This window comes from Kitasatospora sp. NPDC004723 (assembly GCF_040609255.1).
Classification (GTDB): Bacteria; Actinomycetota; Actinomycetes; order Streptomycetales; family Streptomycetaceae; genus Kitasatospora.
Genome location: NZ_JBEXJT010000005.1, coordinates 1 through 24,010 on the forward strand (window position 1 = coordinate 1; position 24,010 = coordinate 24,010).

Genomic DNA, 24,010 nt, shown 5'->3' on the forward strand with positions numbered 1-24,010 from the left:
ACACACCCCCACAACGACGAAACGCCGGTCTCCGAGACAAGTCTCGGAGACCGGCATCACTCACCGCAGGCGATCAATCACAATTCACCAACAGCATCCGCGTGTGCCGGGCCCCTCCCCATCGCTACTCCGCCGAACCCTCGGCCTCCTCGGCCTTCTTCCGGTCCTGCGCGGCGCCCTCCTCGATGACCGCCTCGGCCACCGCCGCCATCGTCATCCGGCGGTCCATCGACGTCTTCTGGATCCACCGGAACGCGGCCGGCTCGTTCAGCCCGAACTTGGTCTGCAGCACGCTCTTCGCGCGGTCCACCAGCTTCCGGGTCTCCAGCCGCTGGGTGAGATCCGCGATCTCCTCCTCCAGCGTCCGCATCTCCGTGTACCGGGACACCGCCATCTCGATCGCGGGCACCAGGTCGCTCTTGGAGAACGGCTTGACGATGTACGCCATCGCCCCCGCGTCCCGCGCCCGGTCCACCAGCTCCCGCTGCGAGAACGCGGTCAGCATCAGCACCGGCGCCAGGTGCTGCTCATGGATCTGCTCGGCCGCGGACAACCCGTCCAGCACCGGCATCTTCACGTCCAGGATCGCCAGATCCGGCTTCAGCTCCTGCACCAACCGGACCGCCGTGGCTCCGTCCCCGGCCTCCCCGACGACGGTGTACCCCTCCTCCTCCAGCATCTCCTTCAGATCGAGACGGATCAGCGCCTCGTCCTCGGCGATCACAATCCGGGTGATCTGGGGCGAATCGGTCTCAAGCGGCTCGGCCTGCTCGTCGGCGGTGCTCACGGGGCTCCTCGTTCCGGCGGGGTACTGCATGCACGAGGGTACCCAGACACGGTATGTTTGAGTTCAAGCAGGGTCGGGGGCAACCTTCGAATCTGTGGATGCCCCGGTAGCCCAGAGGTTAGAGGCAATGGTCTCAAACACCATCCAGCGTGGGTTCGAATCCCACCCGGGGTACTTTTCCTTCGATTCGAAAGCCACTTAGGGCAACCTAATAGTTGGCGATCTTCATTCGTTCGAGTGGAAACCATTCCGTTCGCCCGCACGTTCGGCTCAGGGGATTCGAAGATCACCCGTATGGCCGTTCGATCCACTCGCGAAGAAGCCGTCCACCTTCTGCGCCAGGGCATCCGCAACTGCGAAGTCGCCCGCCGCCTCGGAGTCCCCTCGGGCACCGTCGGAGCCTGGAAGCACCATGATCTCGCCAGGCGCGGCAAGCTCCCCGGCCGCAAGCGCTCCGCCTGCGTGCACTGCCACGGCGACCGGCTGGACCGCCCCGCCTACGCCTATCTCCTGGGCCTCTACCTCGGGGACGGCTACATCCTCCTGCCCAGCGAATGCCGCAGCACCCAGAGTCTTCAGATCACGTGCGACGAGAAGTGGCCGGGCATCATCGACTCCGTCGAGCAGGCCATGCGCCAGGTGCTCCCGAACAACACGCCCTGCCGGGTCCGACGCACCGGCTGCCGCGACGTCAAGGTCTACTCGAATCACCTGACCTGCTACTTCCCCCAGCACGGCCCCGGCAGGAAGCACGAGCGCACCATAGCCCTGGAGCCCTGGCAGCAGGAGATCGTCGACGCCCACCCCTGGGAGTTCCTGCGCGGCCTGATCCACTCCGACGGCTGCCGGATCACCAACTGGACGACCCGCACCGTCGGCGGCGTCCAGAAGCGCTACGAGTACCCGCGCTACTTCTTCACCAACACCTCGACCGACATCATCCGCCTCTTCACCGACACGCTCGACGCCGTCGGCGTGCAGTGGAAGGCCTCGGTCCCCCGGCCGACCGGCCAGGTCAACATCTCCGTCGCCCGCAAGGAGTCCGTGGCGTTGATGGACGCCCACATCGGCCCCAAGTACTGACGCCGCCGCGACCCCCGTGCACGAGGGCCGCGGCGGGTGGGGTGGATCAGTCCAGGGTGCCGACGTGGTGGACGCGGACGAGGTTGGTGGAGCCGGCGAGGCCGGGCGGGGAGCCGGCGGTGATGACGACGATGTCGCCCTTGCGGCAGCGGCCGAGGGAGAGCAGGGCGGCGTCGACCTGCTCGACCATCTCGTCGGTGGTGGGGGCGAAGGGGCCGAGGAAGGTCTCCACGCCCCAGGTGAGGGCGAGTTGGCTGCGGACGGCCGGTTCGTAGGTGAAGGCGAGGACGGGGATCGGCGAGCGGTAGCGGGCCAGCCGGCGGGCGGTGTCGCCGGACTGGGTGAAGGCGACCAGGTACTTGGCGTGCAGGAAGTCACCGATCTCCGCGGCCGCCCGGGCGACGGCGCCGCCCTGGGTGCGGGGCTTGTTGCTCGGGGTGAGCGGGGACAGCCCGTCGGCGAGGATGTCCTGCTCGGCGGCCTCGATGATCCGCCCCATCGTGCGGACCGTCTCGGACGGGTACTTCCCGACCGAGGTCTCGCCGGAGAGCATCACCGCGTCGGTGCCGTCGAGGACGGCGTTGGCGACGTCGGAGGCCTCGGCGCGGGTGGGGCGGGAGGAGTTGATCATCGAGTCGAGCATCTGGGTCGCCACGATGACCGGCTTGGCGTTCCGCCGGGCGAGCGCGACGGCCCGCTTCTGGACCATCGGCACCTCCTCCAGCGGCATCTCGACGCCCAGGTCGCCGCGGGCCACCATGATGCCGTCGAAGCGGTCGACGATGGAGTCGAGGTTCTGCACCGCCTGCGGCTTCTCGATCTTGGCGATGACCGGGACCCGGCGCCCCTCCTCGTCCATCACCCGGTGGACGTCCTCGACGTCCCGCCCGGTGCGGACGAAGGAGAGCGCGACCAGGTCGACCCCGGCCCGCAGGGCCCAGCGCAGGTCGGCGACGTCCTTCTCGCTGAGCGCGGGCACCGAGACGGCGACCCCGGGGAGGTTGAGGCCCTTGTGGTCGGAGACCAGGCCGCCCTCGACGACGACGCAGCGGACCCGCGGTCCGGCCACCTCGACGACCTCCAGGGTGACCCGCCCGTCGTCGACGAGGATCAGCTCGCCGACGGTGACGTCCCCGGCGAGGCCGGGGTAGGTGGTGCCGCAGCCGTTCTGGTCTCCGTCGACGCCGTTGTCGGTGGAGATGGTGAACTCGTCGCCGCGTTCGAGAAGTACCGGACCCTCGGCGAAGGTGCCGAGGCGGATCTTCGGGCCTTGAAGGTCGGCCAGCACGCCGACGCTGCGGCCGGTCTCGTCCGCGACCTTGCGGACCCGGCGGTAGCGCTCCTCGTGCTCGGTGTGGGAGCCGTGGCTCAGATTCAATCGGGCGATGTCCATCCCGGCATCGACCAGGGACTTGATCTGGTCGTAGGTGTCGGTGGCGGGCCCGAGGGTACAGACGATTTTTGCTCGGCGCATACTGCTGAGAGTAGGCATTACCGGCGCGTAACGACGATGCGGGTCCGGACAACGGGATGGCCGTTGCCGTAAGGAGAGTTGAACAATCTGACACAACGTCGGACCGACGTGCGAGAGGTTCCCCGGAGTCGTCCGCGCCCGTTCCCTGATGCCAACCCGTGAAGGTGTGTTCACCTCTGGTTCATCGTCACTTCCGCCGCCGCACGTGGCGCGGCGGGACGCTCTTCACCCCGGTACGATGCCGGGCTCCGGAAGTGGTTCCAACGAGGGGGAAGCGTCCGGTATGAGGCGTGGTGCGTGGTTCGGGGCCGCGATGGCGCTGCTGGTGGTCGGCGGCCTGGTGTTCACGGTCCTGCAAATGCTCAAGCCCGACAACGACGATCCGCCGCCCATCGCCAAGATCACCGGCGTGGTCGGGTCGGAGAAGACCGCGTTCTTCCAGGACCCCGAGGTCAAGGCCGCGCTGGCCAAGCAGGGGCTGGACGTCAGCGTGGCCAGCGCGGGCTCCTGGCAGATGACCGACGTCAAGAAGGGGTCGGCGGACTTCGTCTTCCCCGCCAGCCAGCTGCCGGCCGACGAGATCGCGCAGAAGAACGGGGTGTCCGGGACCCTGGCCCGGCCGTTCTACTCGCCGCTGGTGATCGTCACGCACGCGGACGTCGCCAACGTCCTCAAGGAGAACAAGCTGGCGCAGCAGGATCCGAAGTCCAACGTCTGGACGTTCTCGATGGCGGAGTTCCTCAAGGCGGTCGGCGCCGGGCAGAGGTGGGACCAGCTCAACGCGGCCAACCGGCCCGGTTCCCTCAGTGGGGACATCTTCCTGGCCACCACGAATCCCGAGACCTCCTCGTCCGGCACGCTCTACATCGCGATGGTCGCCTACCTGCTGAACAACGAGCACGTGGTGACGGACGACGCGACCGTGGCCGCCATCGGGCCGGCGCTGAGGAACGCGATCAACAAGCAGGGGAGCATGAAGAACTCCACGGAGGAGCCGTTCAACGACTTCGTCTCCAACACCGGCCATCCGCTGGTGCTCGCGTACGAGTCCCAGGCGCTCGACCTGACCCTGAACCACGGCGCGCCGCCGGACATGGTGATGCTCTACCCCGACACCACCATCTTCTCGGACCACACGCTCGTCTGGTTCACCGACAACGGGCAGCGGCTCGGCAAGGTCCTGACCGATGACCCGAAGCTGCGGGAGCTGGAGGTCAAGTACGGGTTCCGGCCCTCGGGCGGCGTGGCCGGCACGGAGGAGTTCGCGGCGAAGGTGCGCGGTCTCGGCACCACGCAGGGCAACCCCCGGTTCGCGTTCGCGCCGGATCTGGGGGCGGCGCAGATCCATCCGGCCCGCGTGCCGACGCCGGAGGTCATGAAGAGCCTGGTCCAGGCCGCGAAGAAGTGATGACGGGGGACATGGGGACGGGAGCAGGGACGATGCGCAAGAGCGGTGTTCGGGGCCTGGCCGTCGGGCTGGCCCTGCTGGTGGCGACGGTGACGGCGTGCACGTCCGGGCCCGGGTCGACGACGACCCCGACGGGGCCGAGCAACCCGCCGGCGCCGAGCGCGCAGCCGGGGGTGCTGCGGGTGCTCGCCGGCAGTGAGCTGCAGGACATGGCGCCGGTGCTGGAGGAGGCCCAGAAGGCCACCGGGGTGAATGTGCAGTTCGCCTGGACGGGTTCGCTGGACGGCGCGGACGCGGTGTCCTCGGGCAAGGCGGACGGCAAGTACGACGCGATCTGGTTCCCGTCGAACCAGTATCTGCACCTGGACGAGGGGAGCAGGTCGAAGCTGCTCTCCGAGACTCCGGTCATGGTCTCCCCGGTCGCCTTCGGCATCCGTTCCTCGGTGCTCAACGACCTGTCGTGGGGCGACGGTTCGAAGGTGACCTGGGGCAACCTGGCGGAGGCCGCGGCGTCGGGGAAGCTGTCGTACGGGATGGCGGACCCGTCGCGGTCCAACTCGGGCTTCTCCGCGCTGGTCTCGGTCGCCTCGGCGTTCTCGGGGGCGACGTCCGCGCTGACCGAGGCGGATGTGCAGAAGGCGGCGCCGCAGCTGAAGCAGTTCTTCGCCGGGCAGAAGCTCACCTCGGGTTCGTCCGGCTGGCTGGCCCAGGCGTACAGCCGGGTGGAGCAGGGGTCGGTCGGGGCGCTGGTGAACTACGAGTCGGTGCTGCTGTCGCTGAACAAGCAGTTGCCCGCCCCGCAGCAGCTCACCGTGGTCCGCCCGACGGACGGCGTGATCTCGGCGAACTATCCGTTGACCCTGCTGAGTTCGGCGCAGCAGCGGGAGCGGGAGTCGTTCCAGCGGCTCACCGCCTACCTGCTGAAGGAGGACGTGCAGAAGCGGATCTCGGAGCTGACGCTGCGCCGGCCGGTCGCGCCCGGGACGACCCCGGCGGCGGGCCTGCCGACGGAGCGGTTGCACGAGCTGCCGTTCCCGGGCACCCGGGCGGTGGCGGACGGGTTGCTGTCCTCGTACCAGAACGAGCTGCGGCGGCCGTCGCGGACGGTGTACGTGCTGGACACCTCGGGGTCGATGGACGGGGCCCGGCTGGCGTCGCTGAAGTCGGCGATGGGCCGGCTGACGGGTGCCGACGACACCCGGGGGGTGCGGCGGTTCCGGGACCGCGAGGAGGTCACGCTGATCTCGTTCGCGGGGAAGGTGAAGTCGACGAAGACGCACTCGGTGCCGCCCGGATCGGACTCCCAGAAGGAGTTGAAGGCGATCGACGGGGACGTCCAGGCGCTGTCGGCGAGCGGTGGTACGGCGGTGTACTCGTCGTTGGAGGCGGCGTACCAGGTGATCGAGCGCCAGCAGTCGGCGGCCAAGGACGACCGCTTCACGTCGATCGTGCTGATGACGGACGGGGAGAGCAACGAGGGGGCGACGGACCAGGAGTTCCGGACCTACTACGGCGGGCTCTCGCCGGCGCAGCGGTCGGTGCCGGTGTTCCCGATCCTGTTCGGCGACGCGGCGAAGGGCCAGTTGCAGGGGATCGCGGACCTGACCGGCGGCAAGTTGTTCGACGGGACGGGTTCGCTGGACGGGGCGTTCGAGGAGATTCGTGGCTACCAGTAACGGTGGTGGCGTGAGCGGTGGGACCGGCGGGCCTGGTGGGCCCGCCGGTTCCGGCGGTTCCGGTGGGCCCGGCGGTTCCGGTGGGCCCGGTGGTTCCGGCGGCCGGGTCCGGACGTACCTGAACTCCACCCGCTACTCCGTCGCCGGTGGAGCGGGTGTGGCCACGGGGACGGCCGCCTACTTCCTGCAGGCTCCGCCGGCGATGTGGCTGCTGATAGCGGCGGGGTCGTACCTCGCGACGGTGTTCCTGTGGCCGAAGGATCCCGGCGACGACCGGTCCGCGCGGCGCGGGGGCGGGGGCGGTGGGGACGGGAACGGCTCCGCGGGCGGCTCGGACACGGACACGGGCTCGCAGGCCGGCTCGGACCGCGGGTCCGGGGGCGGGTCCGGGCCGGGCCCGAGGCTCGGCACCTCCCCGTCGCCGTCCGAGCCCGACCGGCGCGGCCTCGGTCCCGCGCTGTCGTCGGAGGTGGCGGGGCACTCCGTCGCGGCGAGTCCGCCGGGTCACCTGCACGGTCGCTCCGCGCCGCTGAGGGCCCCGGCCGCGGCGGCGTCGGAGGCTCCGTCGACGGCTCGGGCGGCGGCCCCGCCTGCGCCGCGGATCTGGCCGCAGTTGGAGGAGTTGGCGGCGTTCGTCGGCTCGGCGCCGCTGCCGCCGGCGGCGAACGTGCCGGGTCTGCTGGTGCGCTTGCGCACGGCCGGGCCGGGGCCGACCACGGAGCCGATCGTCCGCCGTCGGCTGCCGCTGGCGGTGGACGGCTACCTGCGGGCGCTCACCTGGCAGCCGTGGGTGCCGGACGGGGCGGACCCGGCGGCCGAACTGGCCCGCGCGGTGGACGAGATGGCCGCCCTGGTCCCGGCGTCCTGACCAGAGCCCCACGGCCGGCCCCGGCCCGCACGCCCCGGGGCCGGCCGCCCGCGTGACGGCCGCCCGCGTTCCGGCCGCCGTCGGCCCCCTGGCCCCACCGGCACCGCCCCGTGCCGCCGCCGACGCTCCCCTGTCAGGCCTCCAGGGCGGTCAGGCCTCCAGGGCGCCGGACAGTTCGAGGCGGCGGCGCACGCCCAGTTTGCGGAAGCTGTTGGTGAGGTGGGTCTCGACCGTGCGGACCGCCAGGTGGAGCATGGCGGCGATCTCGGCGTTGGAGTGCCCGGCGGCGGCGAGGCGGCAGATGCGCAGTTCGCTGTCGGTGAGCGCCTCCGCGCCGGCGTGGTCGGCGCGGCCGATGCGGGCGCCGGAGGCGCGCAGCGACTCCAGGGCGGCGGCGCGGTGGCGGACGGCGCCGAGGCGTTCGGCGCGGCCGGCGGCCTCGCGCAGGGCGCGGCGGGCGGCGCCGCGCCGTCCGCCGTCGCCGAGCAGGCGGCCGTGGGTGATGAGGGCGGGGATGAGTTCGGTGTCGATCTCGGCCTCGCGCAGCAGGTGGACGGCTTCGGTGGCGAGGTCGAGACCGTGGCGTCCGCCGGTGGCGGCGGCGAGGGAGCGCAGGGCGCGGCCGACGACGCGGGGGGTGCCCCAGACGCGGGCGAGCCGCAGTTCGTCCTCGGCGAGGGCGACGGCGGGTCCGGGTTCGCCGAGTTGGAGGTGGCATTCGGCGGCGACGGAGCGCCAGGGGGTGACGATGGGGCTGTGGACCTGGCGTTCGCTTTGGCGGCGGCCGCATTCGAGCAGGTCGGCGAGGGCTTCGGCGGGTTCGCCGGAGGCCAGCCGGAGCAGGCCGCGGGCGTAGAGGTACTCGTTCCATTCCCAGGAGTCCTGGGCGCGGTCGGCGGCGACGGCGCGGGCGAGGCCATGGGCCTGCCAGAGGCGGCCGGTCTCGACGAGGGCGATGACGCTCTGGGCGACGAGGTGGGCGTTCTGCTGGCCGAGGAGTTCGGCGTAGCGGCCGGGGGTGGTGTCCTCGGTGGCGGGGTGGGGTGCGGGGGCCCACCAGGAGGGGCCGGGGGCGGCGTCGGGGAGGCCGGGGGCGTCCCAGGGGCGCGGCCGGGGCAGTCCGGACGGTCCCCAGGGGGTGGCCTGGCGGAGTGCGGGGACGGGTGCCGCGACGGAGGCCGCGGGGGTGGAGCCGGGGGCGGTGAGGGCGTAGTCGTCGAGCAGGGCCTGGTACTCGCCGCGCATGATCCTGGTCTCGGCGCGGACGCTGAGCAGGCACTGGTAGCCGGGGTCGAGGGGGCCGCCGCGGTAGCAGGCGAAGCCGCGGGCGACGATCTCGTCGGCCTGGTCGAGGAGGTCGGCCCACTGGGAGAGGGTGGCGAGGGAGACCAGCAGGTAGGAGCGGCAGAGCGGGTCGACGGGGGCGGCGTCGAGTTCCTGGATGCGTGCGGCGACCTCGGTGGCGGAGAGCAGGCCGCTGGTGGCGTCGAACTCGGTGAGCAGGGCGAAGGCGGGTGGGGCGAGGCGTTGGGGGGTGCGGGTGGCGAGGCGCTGGACGCCTTCGACGACCTGGAGCCAGCTGCGGCCGTCGTGGGCGGCGATCTGGGCGGTGGCGGCCTGGACGGCGTGGAGGACGTCCTCCTGGTCGACGAAGCGGTGGGCGAGTTCGTCCATGAGTTCGAGGGCGGCGGCGGTGTCGCCGCGGGTGGCGAGGACGGCGCCGAGGGTGTTGGCGGCGCGGAAGACGCCTTCGTCGGTCTGCTGGAGGTGGACGGCCTCGGCGAGGTGGCGCAGGCCGACGGTGCGTTCGGCGGGGCCGAGGGTGACTTCGAGGCTGCCGAGTTCGGTGAGCAGCAGGCCGCGCTGGCGGTCGCTGAGGGGTTCGGCGAGGACGCGGCGCAGCAGGGCGGCGGCGTCGGCGGGGTGGTCGGCCTCGGCGGCCTTGCGGGCGGCGCGGCGCAGGGTGTCGGCGGCCCAGCGGGGGGTGGGGGCGGGGGTGAGCAGCAGGTGGCCGGCGACGGTTTCGTCGGGGGCGCCGGTGCGGTGGAGGTGTTCGGCGGCGGCGAGGTGGACTTCGGCGCGGTGGCCGGGGGCGTGTCCGGTGAGGACGGCGTCGGCGAGCAGGGGGTGGGCGAAGCGGGGCCAGTGGCCGGGGCCGGGGGTTTCGAGGTGGCGGTGGAGGGTGAGGTGGGCGAGCCAGCCGGCGAGTCGGCCGGGGTCGGCGGCGGTGAGTTCGGCGATCAGCGGGACGGGGTCGAGGTGCGGGGTTCCGGGGGCGGGGGTGGTGTCGGCGGCGGGGTGTTCGCGCATCCGGGCGAGGACGCGGGCGGCGGTGACGGCCTGGGGGCCGGCGCCGTGCAGCCAGGTGTCGACGGCTTCGGCGAAGGCGCCGCCGGGCAGGGCGCCGCAGCGTTCGGGCAGGGCGGCGGGCAGGACGGCGGGCAGGACGGCGTCGCCGTCGCCGTCGGCCGGGTCCGCCGGGTCCGCCTCGCCCGCCGCGAGGTCGGTGAGCAGCGCGGTGAGCAGCAGCGGGTTGCCGCCGCTGGCGCGGGCGCAGTCGGCGGCGAGCCCGGGGGGCGTGCCGGGTCCGAGGCGCTGCCGGGCGATCCGGACGGCGGCGGGGGTGCCGAGCGGGGCGAGCCGCAGGGTGGTGGCGAGGTCGGGGGTGAGGTCGCGGGCGAAGCGGTCGGGCGGGGTGTCGAGGGTGGCCTGCCGGTGTTCGGTGACGATCAGCAGGGCGGGGAGCCGGTCGATGCGGCGGGCGACCTGGCGCAGCCAGCGGCGGGAGGGCTCGTCGGCGAGGTGGATGTCGTCGACGGCGAGCACCAGCGGGTGGTGGCTGCCGTGCAGGCGGAGCAGGGACCAGAGGGTGGCCTCGGCGGTTTCGGCGTCGCCGTCGGCGCCGGCGGGCGTGAACGCGCGCGCGGGCGTGAACGCGGGCGCGGGCGCGGGCGCGGGCCCGGACCGCGGCGCGCTCCGGGCGGTGTGGTCGTAGGGGCCGGTGGGCGTGGGGCCGGTGTCGAAGAGCTGGCGGGCGGCCGCGTAGGGGGTGGCGGTCTCCTCGACGGAGCAGCGGGCGCGCAGCACGGCGGTGCCGTCGACGGCGGCGCGGCGGGCGGCCTCGGTGAGCAGCGCGGTGCGGCCGGTGCCGGTGGCGCCGGTGATCAGCAGCAGGTGGCCGGTGCCGCGGCGGGCGGCCTCGGCCCGGTCCGCGATCAGCCTGAGCTGTGGTTCGCGTTCCGCGAGGTGGGTGGACGTGATGGCACTCATCCCCGGTTGCTCCTCTCTCGCCTTCTGCCCTTCCCGGCCTTCCGCCGGTGACCGGACGGGCAGCATCCGCCGTTGTACCGGGAAAACGGCTTGACGTGCTAACCACGCGTTACCGGTGAGTCCGGTTCTCACCGTGAGGCGGCGGATCCGCCCGACCGGCCGCCGAGCCGCACAACGGCCCGGAGGGACACCCTCCACTTGCCGTGCGGGCACCGCCGCCGTCCCTCTGACCACCGCCGGAGCCCGAACCGTTGCCCCCGCCGATCGGCGGGGACTGCCCGGCGGGCCCGATCTCGTGGTGGACCACGATGGCCGGGAGGCTGCCCCGGCGGGAAGCATGGTGGCAGTTTCCGGGGCACGGGCAGCGCTCCCGGATCGCCGTCGAAACGGCCGGCCGTCCCGGGTGGGGCGCAACGTCCCGACGTTCGGGGTCTACCGGGTGGCCGGGCCGGCTTCTCCAGGAGGGGGCCAGATTTGACTGTTCTGCACACCGAGTACGACCGCCGTGGTCCGGCGGTGCGGGCTTCGGCGTCCGCCACGCGTACGGTGCCGCCGCAGCGCCCGGTGGCGTCCCGCGGGGTCGCCGTGGCCGGGCACGCGTCGGGTGCGACCGCGGTGGCGGCCACCTCTTCCCAGGCGTCCGCCGCCGGGCCGGTCCGCGCTCCGGCGGGGGCGGCCCGGCCGGTGGCCGGCGCGGCGGCCCGTACCTCGACGGTGCCGGTCGCCGTCCAGGCCGCCGATCCGCTCTCCCGGGCGGGGGCGGAGGCGCAGCTGCGCCGCTTCCCCGGGGTCGCGGTGGTGGACCCGTCGGGGACCGCCGCGCCGGGCACGGTCACCGTGCTGGTCGCCGAGTCGGCCGACGCGGCCGCCACGGCGGCCCTGCGGCGGCTGGTGCGCGGGGCCGGCCAGCGGGTGGTGCTGGTGGTCGAGCGGCTGCGCGAGACCGAGTTGATGGAGGCCGTCGAGTGCGGGGTGGCGGCGATCCTGTGGCGCCGGGAGGCGACGCCGGAGCGGCTGGGCCGGGCGGTGCTGGCCGCCGCCCGGGGCGACGGCGACCTGCCGGCGGATCTGCAGGGCCGGCTGATCGCCCAGGTGGGCCGGCTGCAGCGGTCCGTGCAGGGCATGCCGGGGCAGGCTCCGGCGGGTCTGTCGGAGCGTGAGTCGGACGTGCTGCGGCTGGTCGCGGAGGGGTGGGACACCGGGGAGATCGCGGCCCGGCTGTCGTACTCGGAACGGACCGTCAAGAACGTGCTGCACGGTCTGACCACCCGCCTGCAGTTGCGCAACCGGGCGCACGCGGTCGCCCACGCGGTCCGCGAGGGCTACATCTAGATCGGCCCCTTTCGGGCCACGTCGGGCGGGCAGGTGCGGCATGCGGCACCTGCCCGCCCGCGTCATGAACGAGTCGCCAAGATCTCACCTGTTGGAAAGGTCCGGGGGCTATCCATCGGCCTGGCCGCACGGCACACTGCTACGCGCGTACTTCTACGCGCGTCACTGTTGACGGTCCGTTCGCAGTCCCCACCCGGGAGAGTCGTCCAATGTCCTTGAACCGCCGTGACTTCGTCACCCGGTCCGCCGCCACCGCCGCCGGCGCCGCCCTCGCGAGCAGCGCCGCCCTCGCCGCCGCCACCCCCGCCGCGGCGGCCGGACCGGACGAGGCCCGCGCCAAGGGCCGGACCAAGCGCCAGGCCTTCACCGTGATGGGCACCACCGACCTGCACGGCCGGGTGCTCAACTGGGACTACTTCACCGACGCGGTCTACGCCGACAAGGCGCACAACGAGGTCGGCCTCGCCAAGATCTCCACGCTCGCCAAGCAGGTGCGCGAGGAGAAGGGCTGGGACCGCTGCCTGCTCATCGACGCCGGTGACACCATCCAGGGCACCCAGCTGACGTACTACTACGCCCGGATCGAGCCGATCGCCACCGAGGCCGACACCGCGCCCGAGCACCCGATGGCGCTCGCCATGAACACCATGGAGTACACCGCCGCCGCGCTCGGCAACCACGAGTTCAACTACGGCATCGACACCCTGCGCGCCTACGAGGAGCAGCTGGACTTCCCGCTGCTGGGCGCCAACGCGCTGAACGCCCGCAACGACAAGCCGGCCTTCCCGCCGTACGTGATCCGCAAGCTGAAGCTGGACAACGGCCCGGCCCTGAAGGTCGGCATCGTCGGCCTGACCAACCCGGGCATCGCGATCTGGGACAAGGCCAACGTCGCCGGCAGGATGACCTTCCCGGGCATCGTCGAGACCGCGAAGACCTGGGTGCCCAAGGTCCGGGCCGCCGGCGCGGACGTCGTCGTGGTCGCCTGCCACTCCGGCATGGACGAGGCCACCTCCTACGGCGACCAGCTGCCCTGGGCGGAGAACGCCTCGGTGGCGCTGGCCGAGCAGGTGCCGGGCATCGACGCCGTCCTGGTGGGCCACGCGCACAAGGAGATCGCGCAGCGCCTGGTCGTCAACAAGCAGACCGGCAGGACGGTCGTGCTCTCCGAGCCGCTCTGCTGGGGCCAGCGCCTGACCTGCTTCGACTTCGAGGTCGAGTTCGACAAGGGCGCGTGGAAGGTCGTCTCGCTCTCCTCCCGGGTGCTGAACTCCAACACCGTCCCGGAGGACCCGGAGATCGTCGGCCTGATGACCGAGCAGCACAAGAAGGTCGTCGCCTACGTCAACCAGGTCATCGGCACCTCCAGGATCGAGCTGTCCATCGCCGACGCCCCGTTCAAGGACACCCCGATCATCGACCTCATCGGCAGGGTCCAGGCCGACGTGGTGCGCGCCGCGCTGGCCGGCGGCCAGTACGCCAAGCTGCCGGTGCTCGCCCAGGCCGCGCCGTTCAACCGCACCGCGGTGATCCCGTCCGGCCAGGTCAAGCTGCGCGACGCGGCCGGCCTGTACATCTACGAGAACACCCTGGAGGCCCGCATCCTGACGGGTGCCCAGATCAAGGACTACCTGGAGTTCTCGGCGAAGTACTACGCCCAGCTCGCCCCGGACGCGCCGGTCGACCGGGCCACCCTGACCAACGCGCAGAACACCCCGGACTACAACTACGACGCGGTGTACGGCGTCTCGTACGACATCGACATCGCCCAGCCGGTCGGCTCGCGGATCGTCAACCTCTCCTTCGAGGGCAAGCCGATCGACCCGAACGCCCAGTTCGTCCTCGCGGTCAACAACTACCGCGCCAACGGCGGCGGCAACTTCCCGCACATCGCGGCCGCGCAGAAGCTGTGGGCCAACTCGGACGAGATCCGCAACGCGATGATCGCCTGGGTGAAGGAGAAGGGCGTCATCGACCCGGCGGACTTCTTCAGCGAGTCCTGGCGCCTGGTCCGGGCCGGCCGGCCGGTCTTCTGACCGAACCGCCCCTCAGCGGCATCGGCCGGCCCCGGGGTCCACGCCCCGGGGCCGGTCCCCTTCCCGTCCCCTTCCGGCTCTCTTCCGGCTCTCTTCCGGCTAGCCTGACGGCATGCGGACCATCGCCGCCTGGCCCCTGGACGGAACTCCCCCGCCGGACGTGCCGGCCGAGTTCCACGACGCCTGCGCCCGGGTCGGCCGGGACCTGCGGCACCTGCCCGCCGGCGACCGGCTCCCGGCCGGCGTCCGCTGGGAGCTCTCCGAGGACCACTACAGCGGCTTCCTGCTCGGCCTGGGGTCCGACCGGGGCATGCTGTTCACCCAGGACACAGATCCCTACCTCCCGCCCGGCCCGCTCACCGCGTACGTCGCCGAGCGGGTGCAGGACCACCTGACCGGCCACGAGTTCGTCCAGTGGCCCGCCTGCCCCGGCCACACCCACCCGCTGGTGGCCGCCGCGGCCGGGGCGCAGGCCTGGTGGCACTGCCGACGCTCCGGAGACCCCCTCGTCCGGATCGGCGAGCTGGCCACCGGCTGCCGAGACCCCCGGGGCGTGTCGGGAACCGCCTAGCGCAGGGCGGCCAGCTCCCCCATCGCCTCGCGTTCGATCCGCGCCAGGTCCTCCAGCAGCCGCCCGGCCCGCTCCAGCGGCGCCGTGTCCCCGGACTCCCCGGCCGCGGCGACCAGTGCGGCCACCTCGGTCCAGCCCGCCGCGGCCTCGGCGTACCGCTCGTGGGCGGTCCGCACCCGGGTGCCCCCGAGCAGTTCGGCGCACTCGCCGAGGAAGTCCCGGTAGAGGTTGCGGAACAGCGCGCCGCCGGTCCCGGCCAGCTCCATCATCAGCGCGGCCTGCGGCAGTTGGCGCGCGGGCTGCTCGGCCCGGGCCAGCCAGCCCGGCACGGCGGCGGCGGCCTTCGCGATGCCGCGGTGCCCGAGGTTGGCGATCGGCGGGTGCAGGAACGCCCTCGCGCAGTCGGCCATCGCCGGGGCCAGCAGGCCCCGCAGGTCCGGGAGTTCGCCGCGCGGGGCGAGCGTGAAGGAGCGGTGGCGGGCGGTCATCGGGCCGCGTTCGGCGCGCGCCGCCGCGAGCGAGGCCAGGCTGGTGGTGACCGAGCCGCCCTGCTGCGCGGTGTCCACCAGGTGCGCGCGGTCGGCGTCGTAGCCCTCCATCGCGACGATGTGCCCGCCGAAGTGCACCCGGGAGGTGAAGTACTCCAGGTGGTAGCTGTCCAGCTGGAGCCCGACCGGGTGACCGGCGTCCAGCTCGACGGCCACGTTCTGCCAGGCCCGGCGGGCCGACCCGGTCTCCCGGACCTCCAGCTCCAGCCCGAGCCTGGCCGCCAGGGCGCGGGTCAGCTCGAAGGGCTTGACCCGGCCGCCGAGGAACGGGAAGTCCAGGCCCTTGCCGTCCCAGTAGACGAACGACAGCCCGGCCCCGAGCCCGAACAGCATCGGCTCGGACAGTTCGACGCCCTGGTGGCTCAGCAGCACGTCCAGCGTCGTCGTCTCGCAGTGCTCGCCCGCCCGCGGCCTCGTCACGCCGTCTCCTCCGTCCGCTCCTCGACCCGGACCACCAGCCGGGTCGTCCACTCCTCCGCCGGGGCCTCCCCCGGCCCGACCAGGTACGCCTCCCGCACCGGCGCCAGCGGCCGCAGCCCGCGCTCGTGCACGGCGGCCATCAACGCGTGGTAGGCGAGCGGAAGTTGGGTGTACGGGCCGTGGTGGACCGTCTCGACCGTCGGCCCGCCGGGCAGCACCTCCCGCTCCAGCCCGTCCGGCAGCGCGTCCGCCTCCTCCGCGCTCTGCGCGCCGACCGCGATCCGCATGCCGTCCGCGAGGTCCAGCGGGAACAGCCCCCACAGCGGGGGCCGCCACGGCGTGCCGTCCAGCGCCGCCAGGAGCCGGCCGACACTCCCGTCGATCCGTTCCGCCAGCTCGCCCGGCCCGGCCACCGCCCGGACGACGGCCAGCCGGCGCCGCGGCTCCCGCCCGAGGGTGATCTCGTACCCGGGCAGTCCGCCGCCGTCGGCGAGGCGTTCCAGCAGCTCCAGGCGGGCACGGTCACGGGTGATCCGCTCGGCGACCCGGTCGCGTTCGGCCCTCAGCAGCCGGGCCCGCTCCGGTTCGGCGGACGCCAGGGTCGCGGCGATCACCGGGAGCGGCACGTCGAGTTCGCGCAGCAGGGCGACGGTGAGCGCGTCGCGGGCCTGCCCGGGGGCGTAGTAGCGGTAGCCGGTGGCGGGGTCGACCCGGGCCGGTGGCAGCAGGCCGGTGTCGTCGTAGTGGCGGAGCTGTTTGACGCTCAGCCGGCAGAGGCGGGCGAAGCGCCCGATGGTGAGGAGGCCGTCCCGCAGGACGTCGTCTGGGTCTCGCACGGGCCCATCGTGGACCCTCCCGCCGTGGGAGGGTCCATTCCGGTCGGGGCGTCCGGCACGGTCCGGGCATCCGGGACGGCCGGCGGGCGAGACGTTGGGACATCTTCCCGAGACAGCGGGATATTCAGCCGCGCGCGGGGCCTGCCTACCGTTGATCACGTCACCGAGAGTCCCCCTTGTGAAGTTCCGAGAAGGAGCAGTCCCATGCGCGCAGTCGTCCAGCAGACCGTCGGCGGCCCGGAGGTCCTGGAGGTCGTCGAGACCGACCGGCCCGCCCCGCTCAGCGCCGAGGTGCTCGTCCGCGTCCACGCCGCCGGCGTCAACCCGGTGGACGCGGCGGTCCGTTCCGGGATGTACCCGCTGCTCGGCGAGCCGCCGTTCGGGGTCGGCTGGGACATCTCGGGCGTGGTCGAGGAGGCCGCGCCGGGCGCCCGCTTCAAGGTCGGCGACGAGGTGTTCGGGATGCCGTTCTTCCCGCGCGCCGCCACCGGCTACGCCGAGTACATCGCCGTGCCCTCCCGCCAGGTGGCCCGCAAGCCCGCCTCGCTGGACCACGTGCAGGCCGCTGCCCTGCCGCTGGCCGCGCTGACCGCCTGGCAGGGCCTGGTGGACGCGGCGGGTCTGGCCGAGGGGCAGCGGGTGCTGATCCACCGGGCGGCGGGCGGCGTCGGCCACCTGGCCGTGCAGATCGCCAAGGCGCGCGGCGCGCACGTGATCGCCCTGGCGAGCGAGCCGAAGCACGAGTTCGTGCGCTCGCTGGGCGCCGACGAGGTGCTCGACTACCGCGAGGAGGGGTTCCTGGAGCGGGTCGGCCGGGTGGACGTGGTGTTCGACTCCTCCTCGCAGGGCACCGCCTCGCTGGCGGTGCTGCCCGAGGGCGGTGTGCTGGTCTCGATCATGGAGCACTGGAACACCGCGCTGGCCGCCGAGGTCGAGGCCGCCGGGCGGCGGTTCGCGGGCGTCTCGGTGGAGCCGGACTACGCCTCGCTGGAGGCCATCGCCCGGCTGGTGGACGAGGGCCGGATCCGTCCGCACATCGCCGAGACCTTCCCGCTGGAGGAGGCCGGCAAGGCGCACGAGCTGATCGCCACCGGCCGCACCCAGGGCAAGATCGTGCTGACCGTCGGCTGAGTAGGGTTTCCCGGGGACGGCGTGGCGACCAGGGAGGGCGCGTGGACATCCTGACCGAGGCACTGAGCTCGATGCGTACGGGGCAGCCCACCTCCGTCCGCACCGAGGGGCAGGCCCCGTGGGGGCTTCGGCTGCCCCCGGTCGCCGGCGCCGGGTTCCACGTGGTGCTGTACGGAACGTGCTGGCTGGTGCCGCTGGAGGAGGAGGCCGCGCCGATCGCGCTCAGCCCGGGGGACGTGGTGTTCCTGCGCGACGGCCGCGGCCACATCCTCACCGACCGGCCCGGTACCCCCATCACCCCCGCGCAGGCCTCGGACTACCGGCCGTCCCTGCCGATCGGCACCGTGTCGATCGGCGGGGACGGGCCGCGCACCAGCCTGCTGTGCGGCAACTACCACCTCGACCAGGCCCGCCCGCACCCGCTGGTGCGCCAACTGCCGGCGATCGTCCACCTGCAGACCCGGCACGGCCGGCACCCGGAGCTGAGCGCGGCCGTCCAGCTGCTCGGCGCCGAGCTGGAGAACCCGCGGATCGGGTCGACCGGCATCGTCCCGGCGCTGATCGACTCGCTGCTGCTGTACATCCTGCGGGCGTGGTTCGAGGAGCAGCCGCCCGCCACCGCGGCCGGCTGGGCGGCGGCGCTCGGCGACTCGGCGGTGGCTCCGGCGCTCACCGCGATCCACGAGGCGCCGTCCACGGCCTGGACGGTGGAGTCGCTCGCCGCCCGGGCCGGGCTCTCCCGGGCGGCGTTCGCCCGGCGGTTCACCACGCTGGTCGGCGAGCCGCCGATGGCGTACCTGACCCGCTGGCGGATGACCACGGCGGCGCGGCTGCTGCGCGAGTCGGAGGCTCCGCTCACCACCGTCGCCGCACGGACCGGCTACGGCTCGGAGTACGCCTTCGCCAAGGCGTTCAAGCGGGAGTTCGGCCTCGCCCCCGGCGGCTACCGCCGCGAGTCCCGGGCCGCCTGAGCACCCGCCGCGTCCGCACGTGCTCCGGCGCGCCCGGTGCTACCCCTCGGCGACGGCCTCGCGGACCGCCGGGGCGATCTCGTTCGCCCAGCGGCCGAGGGTCAGCGGGTCCGGCGAGCCGTGGTCGGCGGCGAAGAGGGTGAAGCCGGACGCCCCGTGCTCCAGCACCGCGCCGGTCAGCTCGGCCACCCACTGCTCCACCGAGCCGCCGAGCCAGGTCCGTTCGCCGTTCCGGGTCGCCGCCAGCGGGCGGTCGGTGATCCGGCCCGGGAGGTTGTAGACGGTGCGGATCTCGCGCGGGTCGCGCCCGACGGCGGCGGCGGCCTCGTCGACGACCGGTCGCGAGGTGCGGTAGCGCTCGCTGAGCCAGTCCGCGGCGTGACCGGGGATCCAGCCGTCGGCGACCCGGCCGGTGACGGCCAGCGACTTGCGGCCGTTGGAGCCCGTCCACACCGGCGGCGCCGCCACCGGCGCGGGCTCGATCCGCCGCACGCGGTAGTGCCGGCCCTCGTGGGTGACCGGCTCGCCGCCGCCCGACAGCCGCTTGACCAGCAGGATCGCCTCCTCGAAGGCCTCCACCGCCTCTCCCGGGGTGAGCCGCTCCACCCCCAGGTCGGCGATCCGGTCCCAGAGCCCGCCGGCGCCCATGCCCAGCACCACCCGCCCGCCGGAGAGCGCGGACAGCGAGGTGACCGCCCGGGCCAGCAGCGGCGCGGGCCGGCTCGGCAGGTTGGTGACGTTGGCGAAGCCGCTGATCCGCTCGGTGCGCCCGAGCAGGAACCCGAGCGCGGCGTAGGCGTCCACCCGCCCGCCGAGGTAGGGGTGGTCGGACAGCGAGAAGTGGTCCAGCCCGTCCCGGTCGGCCTGCTGGACGACGCTCAGCAGCTGACCGGTGTCGGCGAGGTCACCCGGCGCGCCGAATCCGAAGACGACGCTCTTGCTACGACTCATGTTTCTCTTGCCCCCAAAGCAGAAAAGAGCTGCAGTTCGTATCACGAACCTATTGGTTCGCGGCACGAACTGCAACCCCCACCGAGGGGATCAGCCCGGCTCCCCGAAGACCGGCGGCGCCTCGTTGTCCAGCACGACCCGCCCGAGCAGCCCGGCCAGCACCTCCCGCTCCGCCGCGGAGAGCCCGGCCGGCAGCCCGTCGATCCGCCGACAGGTCTCCGCGTGGAACCGCTCCGCCAGCACCGCCCCCTCCGCCGTCAGCGCGACCCGCACCGCCCGCGCGTCCGCCTCACAACTCTCCCGTCGCACGAGCCCGTTGCGCTCACTGCGGTCGACCAGCCCGGTCAGGCTCGACTTGGCCAGCCGCAGCAGCCCCCCGAGCTCCCCCATCACGTACGACCGCCCCATCAGCACGCACAGCAACTGCCCCTGCTGCGGAGTCAGCCCGTGCTCGCGCGCCGCCTCGGCGTACACCGCGTCCACCAGGAACGCCGCCCGCACCAGTGCCCCGACAACCCCGATCCCACCATCCGCACTCTTGTCCACCAGCCCAGCCTAACAGTCATGATTCGCGACACGAACTACTGATTCGACGGTCGGCGCCAGGTGCGAGAATGGCCCATGACCGGATTCCGGATCCCCGAACGGCATGCGCAGTTGCCGGCCTACGCCCAGAGCCTCACCCCGCCGTCAGGCTGGAAGGTCGAGGTGTCGGGCGACCAGATCATCATGACGGCGAGCCCATCAGTGATCCACCAGCGCAACCTGATGATCGTCCGAGAGCAGTTCGATGCCCACCGCCCGGCCGAGCTGATGCCCAGCGAGAACACCGACCTCGCCTCACCCCACACCGGCAAGCTCCGCAACCCGGACCTCACCTACATCCCGCTCGACACCGTCGAGCTCGGCGGCAGCCAGGTGCCCGCCGAGCTGGCCGCGATCGCGGTCGAGATCGTCTCCCCCTCGAACCCGGAGAACGACCTGGTCGGCAAGGTCCGCGACTACCCGCAGATGGCGATCCCGCTCTACCTGGTGATCGACCCGCGCGAGGGCACGCTCACCCTCCACTCCGAACCCGGCGGCGGCACCTACCACCGGCGGTGGACCGGGGCGTTCGGGGACGGCGTGCCGGTCCCGGAGCCGTTCGCCTTCGAGCTCGCCACCGCCGAACTGCTCCGGTACCCCCGCTAGGGCTTCTCGGCGACGGCGGCCCAGATGGCCACCTGGGAGTCGGTCGGCTGCTCGGGGGTGTCGGGGCGCCAGAGGGGGGCGGTGACCAGGCCGGGCTCGGTGAGGTCGAGGCCCTCGAAGAAGCGCAGCACCTGCTCGCGGGTGCGCATGGTCAGCTGGGCGGAGGCGTTGCGGTAGACGGCGGGGCCGCGGCCGGCGTCGGCGGTCGGGGTGAAGTCCAGGGTGCCGTGGGAGAGGACGAGGCGGCTGCCGGACGGCAGGGCGTCCACCAGGGTGCGCACGATGCCGTACGGGTCGTCCTGCTCGTCGATGAAGTGCAGGACGGCGACGAGCAGCAGCGCCACCGGCTCACCGGAGTCCAGCGCCCGCCGGACCTCGGGGAGGGCCAGGATCGCGGCCGGATCGCGCAGGTCGGCCTGGACCACCGAGGTGCTCTCCGGGGTGGTGCCGCTCAGCAGGGCGCGGCCGTGCACCAGCACGATCGGGTCGTTGTCGAGGTAGACCACCCGGGCGTCCGGCCGCACCTGCTGGGCGACCTCGTGGGTGTTCCCGGCGCTGGGGATGCCGGTGCCGATGTCGACGAAGTGCCGGATGCCCTCGCCGGCGAGGTGGCGCACCGCGCGGCCGAGGAAGGCCCGGTTGGCCAGCGCGCTGATCCGCACCATCGGGCTGATGCCGAGCACCCGTTCCGCGGCCTCGCGGTCGGCCGGGAAGTTGTCCTTGCCGCCGATGTAGTAGTCGTACATCCGGGCGGGGTGCGGGATCTCGGGGCGCAGGTCGGCGGGCGGCCGTACCTCGTCGCCCTCGTCACCGACGAGCCACTCCCGGCCGATCTCCTGAAACTCGGTCACCCCTGCCACCCCTTAGGTCCGTTCCGATCACACACGGTCGAACTCAGTCCCCACTGGTCCCCATGCGATCCGACAGGCGCAGCATAGGGCAGCCCCGGCCGGCAAGCGGAACCCGGCCGTCCCCGCCGGAGCCGGGGGACGGCCGGACCCCGGGTCAGAACGGGAAGCGGCTGCGCCCGTGCTGGATCGAGATCCACTTCACGGTGGTGAACGCGTCGACCGTGGACTCGCCGTTCAGCCGGCCCACGCCCGAGCTCTTCTCGCCGCCGAAGGGCACCACCGGCTCGTCCGCGATGGTCCCGTCGTTGACGTGGATCATGCCGGTCTCGATCCGCTGCGCGACCCGCACGCCGCGCTCCACGTCGGCCGTGTGCACCGCGCCGCTGAGGCCGAACGGCGTGTCGTTGGCGATCCGCACCGCCTCGTCCTCGCCGTCGAACGGCACGACCAGCACGACCGGCCCGAACAGCTCGCGCCGCAGGATCGGCGCGTCGGCCGGCAGGTCGCCGAGCACCACGGGCTCCATCAGGCTGCCGGTGGTGGTGCCGCGCAGCAGCGCGGTGGCACCGGCGGCGACCGCCTGGTCGACCTGCGCGGTGAGGGCGTCGGCCTGGACGGGGTTGATCAGCGGGCCGATGTGGGTGGCCGGGTCCCGGGGGTCGCCGACCTTGAGGGTGGCGACCTTGGCGACGAACTTGCGGGTGAACTCCTCGGCCACGGCGCGGTCGACCAGCACGCGGTTGGCGGCCATGCAGACCTGCCCCTGGTGCACGAAGCGGCTGAACACGGCCGCGTCCACCGCGTAGTCGACGTCGGCGTCGTCCAGCACGATCAGCGCGCTGTTGCCGCCCAGCTCCAGGACGGTCCGCTTGAAGTGCGAGGCGGCGACGGTGGCGACGTGCCGGCCGACCTTGTCGGAGCCGGTGAAGGAGATCACCTTGGGGATCGGGTGCTCGATGAACGCGTCGCCGATCTCGGCGATGTCGGTGATCACGACGTTCAGCAGGCCGGCCGGCAGGCCCGCCTCCTCGAAGATCTTGGCGATCAGGGTGCCGCCGACCACCGGGGTCTCCTGGTGCGGCTTGAGCACCACGCCGTTGCCGAGCGCCAGCGCCGGGGCGACCGCCTTCATCGACAGGAACAGCGGGAAGTTGAACGGGCTGATCACCCCGACGACGCCGACCGGCAGCCGGTAGAGCCGGTTCTCCTTGCCGTCCACCGGGGAGGGCAGCAGCCGGCCCTCGGCGCGCAGTGACAGCTGCATCGCCTCGCGCAGCATGTCCTTGGTGAGCGAGAGTTCGAACCAGGCCTTGACGGCGGTGCCGCCGAGCTCGGCCATGATGTCCCGGGTGATCTCCTGCTCGCGGTCCTCCAGGATCCGCAGCGCGCGCTCGAAGACCAGCCGGCGGGCGTAGGGGTTGGTGGCCGCCCACTCCTTCTGCGCCAGCGCCGCGGCCCGGTAGGCCTGGTCGACCTCCTCGACGGTGGCGACGGTGATGGCGGCGATCTTCTCACCGGTGAAGGGGTCGACGTCGACGATGTCCCAGGAGCCGCTGCCCTCGCGCCACTCACCGTCGATGAACTGCAGCGCCAACTCGGAAAGGTACGACATCTGATCCCTCTCATGCCTACGGGAACGCACGAACATCGTTCGCGGTCGTTCGCGATCAGATCTGATCGGGGCTCATCGTACTTATCTGTCAGAGCTCTTGGCGTACCGAGCGAAGAAGTTCTCGTGTCCGCTCGGGAGAGAGACTGTCCGCCACCAGACCGTCCATCGCCCCCGCGTACTCGGCGACCTCCGCCGGCTTGTCCAGGTACAGCGCGGTGGTGAACTGCTCCAGGTACACGATGTCCGGCAGCTCCTGCTCGTCGAAGGCCAGCACCGAGAACGCCCCGCCCTCCGCGCGCAGCCCGCCGAAGCCCAGCGGCATCACCTGGAACTCGACGTTCGGCAGTTCGGTCAGCTCCAGCAGCCGGTCGACCTGCGCCCGCATCAGCTCCGGCCCGCCCCAGGGCCGGCGCAGCACGGCCTCGTCCAGCACCGCGACCAGCCGCGGCGCCCGCTCGGCGCTCAGCACCTCCTGGCGCTTGAGCCGCACCTCCACCCGCCGCTCGATCTCGGCCGGCTCGGTGACGTGCCCGCCGTGGGTGATCACGGCCCGGGCGTAGTCGGCGGTCTGCAGCAGCCCGTGGACGAACTGCACCTCGTAGCTGCGGATCTCGGTGGCGGCCTCCTCCAGGCCCAGGTAGTTCTGGAACCAGCCCGGCAGCACGTCCCCGTACCCGTGCCACCAGGACGTCGCGTTGGCCGCCCGCACCAGCCCCAGCACCGAGGCCCGCTCCGGCTCCGCGTCGACCCCGTACAGCGTCAGCAGGTCGGCGACGTCGCGCTCCTTGAAGCCGACCCGGCCGAGTTCCATCCGGCTGATCTTCGACTCGGAGGCCCGGATCGAGTACCCGGCCTCCTCCCGGCTGACGCCCCGGGCCTCCCGGAGCCTTCGCAGCTGCGACCCCAGCAGCAGACGCCGCACGGTGGCACCACCACCCGCCTGAGTCGCACCCATCGCCTCAACCCTCCGCACCTCGGCAGCCCCCCGGCCGTC

Annotated in this window: 20 protein-coding genes and 1 tRNA gene; 11 read left to right on the top strand and 10 right to left on the bottom strand. The window is 72.9% G+C overall.

What is annotated here, in order from left to right:
- Window positions 1-124: 124 nt before the first annotated feature.
- The gene (locus ABZW10_RS08000; protein WP_355361559.1) at window positions 125-787 is read right to left on the bottom strand and encodes a response regulator; all 663 of its coding nucleotides are present in this window, start codon (window positions 785-787) and stop codon (window positions 125-127) included.
- A gap of 100 nt (window positions 788-887) precedes the next feature.
- Here ABZW10_RS08000 and ABZW10_RS08005 point away from each other — a divergent pair.
- Window positions 888-961 (top strand) — tRNA-Leu (locus tag ABZW10_RS08005).
- Between the two features lie 120 nt (window positions 962-1,081).
- Window positions 1,082-1,870: a helix-turn-helix domain-containing protein gene (locus ABZW10_RS08010; RefSeq protein ID WP_355361561.1), complete on the top strand. Its 789-nt coding sequence runs from the start codon at window positions 1,082-1,084 to the stop codon at window positions 1,868-1,870.
- Window positions 1,871-1,916: 46 nt separating this feature from the next.
- Here the strand turns inward: ABZW10_RS08010 and pyk are convergent, their stop codons facing one another.
- The gene (gene pyk, locus ABZW10_RS08015; RefSeq protein WP_355361563.1) at window positions 1,917-3,344 is read right to left on the bottom strand and encodes a pyruvate kinase; all 1,428 of its coding nucleotides are present in this window, start codon (window positions 3,342-3,344) and stop codon (window positions 1,917-1,919) included.
- A gap of 283 nt (window positions 3,345-3,627) precedes the next feature.
- Between pyk and ABZW10_RS08020 the strand changes: the two genes are divergently transcribed.
- From ABZW10_RS08020 to ABZW10_RS08030, 3 genes are all read left to right on the top strand, one after another.
- The gene (locus ABZW10_RS08020) at window positions 3,628-4,752 is read left to right on the top strand and encodes a substrate-binding domain-containing protein (protein WP_355361565.1); all 1,125 of its coding nucleotides are present in this window, start codon (window positions 3,628-3,630) and stop codon (window positions 4,750-4,752) included.
- Window positions 4,753-4,784: 32 nt separating this feature from the next.
- Window positions 4,785-6,428 (top strand): substrate-binding domain-containing protein, encoded by a 1,644-nt coding sequence (locus ABZW10_RS08025; RefSeq protein WP_355361567.1) that lies wholly within the window; start codon window positions 4,785-4,787, stop codon window positions 6,426-6,428.
- Between the two features lie 622 nt (window positions 6,429-7,050).
- On the top strand, window positions 7,051-7,296 hold the full coding sequence (locus ABZW10_RS08030) for a hypothetical protein (protein WP_355361569.1): 246 nt from the start codon (window positions 7,051-7,053) through the stop codon (window positions 7,294-7,296).
- Window positions 7,297-7,446: 150 nt separating this feature from the next.
- Here the strand turns inward: ABZW10_RS08030 and ABZW10_RS08035 are convergent, their stop codons facing one another.
- A complete protein-coding gene (locus tag ABZW10_RS08035) occupies window positions 7,447-10,566 on the bottom strand; it encodes an AAA family ATPase (RefSeq protein WP_355361571.1) in 3,120 nt (1,039 codons plus the stop codon).
- Between the two features lie 684 nt (window positions 10,567-11,250).
- Here ABZW10_RS08035 and ABZW10_RS08040 point away from each other — a divergent pair.
- From ABZW10_RS08040 to ABZW10_RS08050, 3 genes are all read left to right on the top strand, one after another.
- Window positions 11,251-11,898, top strand: a complete 648-nt coding sequence (locus ABZW10_RS08040; RefSeq protein ID WP_355362087.1) for a response regulator transcription factor — start codon at window positions 11,251-11,253, stop codon at window positions 11,896-11,898.
- A gap of 209 nt (window positions 11,899-12,107) precedes the next feature.
- Window positions 12,108-13,934 carry a 5'-nucleotidase C-terminal domain-containing protein gene (locus ABZW10_RS08045; protein WP_355361573.1) on the top strand — a complete coding sequence of 609 codons (1,827 nt, stop codon included), beginning with the start codon at window positions 12,108-12,110 and terminating at the stop codon, window positions 13,932-13,934.
- A gap of 112 nt (window positions 13,935-14,046) precedes the next feature.
- Window positions 14,047-14,505: a hypothetical protein gene (locus ABZW10_RS08050; RefSeq protein ID WP_355361575.1), complete on the top strand. Its 459-nt coding sequence runs from the start codon at window positions 14,047-14,049 to the stop codon at window positions 14,503-14,505.
- Here the strand turns inward: ABZW10_RS08050 and ABZW10_RS08055 are convergent.
- Together ABZW10_RS08055 and ABZW10_RS08060 are read right to left on the bottom strand one after the other, a co-directional pair.
- Entirely contained in the window at window positions 14,502-15,473 is a 972-nt protein-coding gene (locus tag ABZW10_RS08055; protein ID WP_355361577.1) for a BtrH N-terminal domain-containing protein, read from the bottom strand. The genes ABZW10_RS08050 and ABZW10_RS08055 overlap by 4 nt on opposite strands.
- A complete protein-coding gene (locus tag ABZW10_RS08060; RefSeq protein ID WP_355361579.1) occupies window positions 15,470-16,309 on the bottom strand; it encodes a MerR family transcriptional regulator in 840 nt (279 codons plus the stop codon). The genes ABZW10_RS08055 and ABZW10_RS08060 overlap by 4 nt, the downstream gene beginning before the upstream one ends.
- A gap of 204 nt (window positions 16,310-16,513) precedes the next feature.
- Here ABZW10_RS08060 and ABZW10_RS08065 point away from each other — a divergent pair, with 204 nt between their 5' ends.
- Both ABZW10_RS08065 and ABZW10_RS08070 read left to right on the top strand, forming a co-directional pair.
- A complete protein-coding gene (locus tag ABZW10_RS08065) occupies window positions 16,514-17,440 on the top strand; it encodes an NADP-dependent oxidoreductase (RefSeq protein ID WP_355361581.1) in 927 nt (308 codons plus the stop codon).
- A 41-nt stretch (window positions 17,441-17,481) separates the two neighbouring features.
- Window positions 17,482-18,411 (top strand): AraC family transcriptional regulator, encoded by a 930-nt coding sequence (locus ABZW10_RS08070; protein WP_355361583.1) that lies wholly within the window; start codon window positions 17,482-17,484, stop codon window positions 18,409-18,411.
- A 39-nt stretch (window positions 18,412-18,450) separates the two neighbouring features.
- On the opposite strand, the gene ABZW10_RS08075 is transcribed toward ABZW10_RS08070, so the two are convergent.
- Window positions 18,451-19,362, bottom strand: coding sequence for an LLM class flavin-dependent oxidoreductase (locus ABZW10_RS08075; protein ID WP_355361585.1), 912 nt, complete (start codon window positions 19,360-19,362; stop codon window positions 18,451-18,453).
- A 90-nt stretch (window positions 19,363-19,452) separates the two neighbouring features.
- The gene (locus ABZW10_RS08080) at window positions 19,453-19,884 is read right to left on the bottom strand and encodes a MarR family transcriptional regulator (protein ID WP_355362089.1); all 432 of its coding nucleotides are present in this window, start codon (window positions 19,882-19,884) and stop codon (window positions 19,453-19,455) included.
- Between the two features lie 99 nt (window positions 19,885-19,983).
- Here ABZW10_RS08080 and ABZW10_RS08085 point away from each other — a divergent pair, with 99 nt between their 5' ends.
- Window positions 19,984-20,553, top strand: coding sequence for a Uma2 family endonuclease (locus ABZW10_RS08085; RefSeq protein WP_355361587.1), 570 nt, complete (start codon window positions 19,984-19,986; stop codon window positions 20,551-20,553).
- On the opposite strand, the gene ABZW10_RS08090 is transcribed toward ABZW10_RS08085, so the two are convergent.
- The 3 genes from ABZW10_RS08090 to ABZW10_RS08100 all read right to left on the bottom strand — a co-directional run bounded on the left by ABZW10_RS08090 (window position 20,550) and on the right by ABZW10_RS08100 (window position 23,971).
- A complete protein-coding gene (locus tag ABZW10_RS08090; RefSeq protein WP_355361589.1) occupies window positions 20,550-21,404 on the bottom strand; it encodes an SAM-dependent methyltransferase in 855 nt (284 codons plus the stop codon). The two genes, ABZW10_RS08085 and ABZW10_RS08090, sit on opposite strands and share 4 nt — an antisense overlap.
- 154 nt (window positions 21,405-21,558) lie before the next feature.
- The gene (locus ABZW10_RS08095; protein ID WP_355361591.1) at window positions 21,559-23,016 is read right to left on the bottom strand and encodes an aldehyde dehydrogenase family protein; all 1,458 of its coding nucleotides are present in this window, start codon (window positions 23,014-23,016) and stop codon (window positions 21,559-21,561) included.
- Between the two features lie 88 nt (window positions 23,017-23,104).
- Window positions 23,105-23,971, bottom strand: coding sequence for a helix-turn-helix transcriptional regulator (locus ABZW10_RS08100; protein ID WP_355361593.1), 867 nt, complete (start codon window positions 23,969-23,971; stop codon window positions 23,105-23,107).
- Window positions 23,972-24,010 lie beyond the last annotated feature (39 nt).

Excerpts from the sequence above, each read along its gene's own strand:
- ABZW10_RS08075 (WP_355361585.1), bottom strand. The coding sequence starts at position 19,362 with ATGAGTCGTAGCAAGAGCGTCGTCTTCGGATTCGGCGCGCCGGGTGAC.
- ABZW10_RS08010 (WP_355361561.1), top strand. The coding sequence starts at position 1,082 with ATGGCCGTTCGATCCACTCGCGAAGAAGCCGTCCACCTTCTGCGCCAG.
- ABZW10_RS08065 (WP_355361581.1), top strand. The coding sequence starts at position 16,514 with ATGCGCGCAGTCGTCCAGCAGACCGTCGGCGGCCCGGAGGTCCTGGAG.
- ABZW10_RS08100 (WP_355361593.1), bottom strand. The coding sequence starts at position 23,971 with ATGGGTGCGACTCAGGCGGGTGGTGGTGCCACCGTGCGGCGTCTGCTG.
- ABZW10_RS08045 (WP_355361573.1), top strand. The coding sequence starts at position 12,108 with ATGTCCTTGAACCGCCGTGACTTCGTCACCCGGTCCGCCGCCACCGCC.
- ABZW10_RS08095 (WP_355361591.1), bottom strand. The coding sequence starts at position 23,016 with ATGTCGTACCTTTCCGAGTTGGCGCTGCAGTTCATCGACGGTGAGTGG.
- ABZW10_RS08035 (WP_355361571.1), bottom strand. The coding sequence starts at position 10,566 with ATGAGTGCCATCACGTCCACCCACCTCGCGGAACGCGAACCACAGCTC.
- ABZW10_RS08025 (WP_355361567.1), top strand. The coding sequence starts at position 4,785 with ATGCGCAAGAGCGGTGTTCGGGGCCTGGCCGTCGGGCTGGCCCTGCTG.
- ABZW10_RS08085 (WP_355361587.1), top strand. The coding sequence starts at position 19,984 with ATGACCGGATTCCGGATCCCCGAACGGCATGCGCAGTTGCCGGCCTAC.
- ABZW10_RS08050 (WP_355361575.1), top strand. The coding sequence starts at position 14,047 with ATGCGGACCATCGCCGCCTGGCCCCTGGACGGAACTCCCCCGCCGGAC.
- ABZW10_RS08020 (WP_355361565.1), top strand. The coding sequence starts at position 3,628 with ATGAGGCGTGGTGCGTGGTTCGGGGCCGCGATGGCGCTGCTGGTGGTC.
- pyk (WP_355361563.1), bottom strand. The coding sequence starts at position 3,344 with ATGCGCCGAGCAAAAATCGTCTGTACCCTCGGGCCCGCCACCGACACC.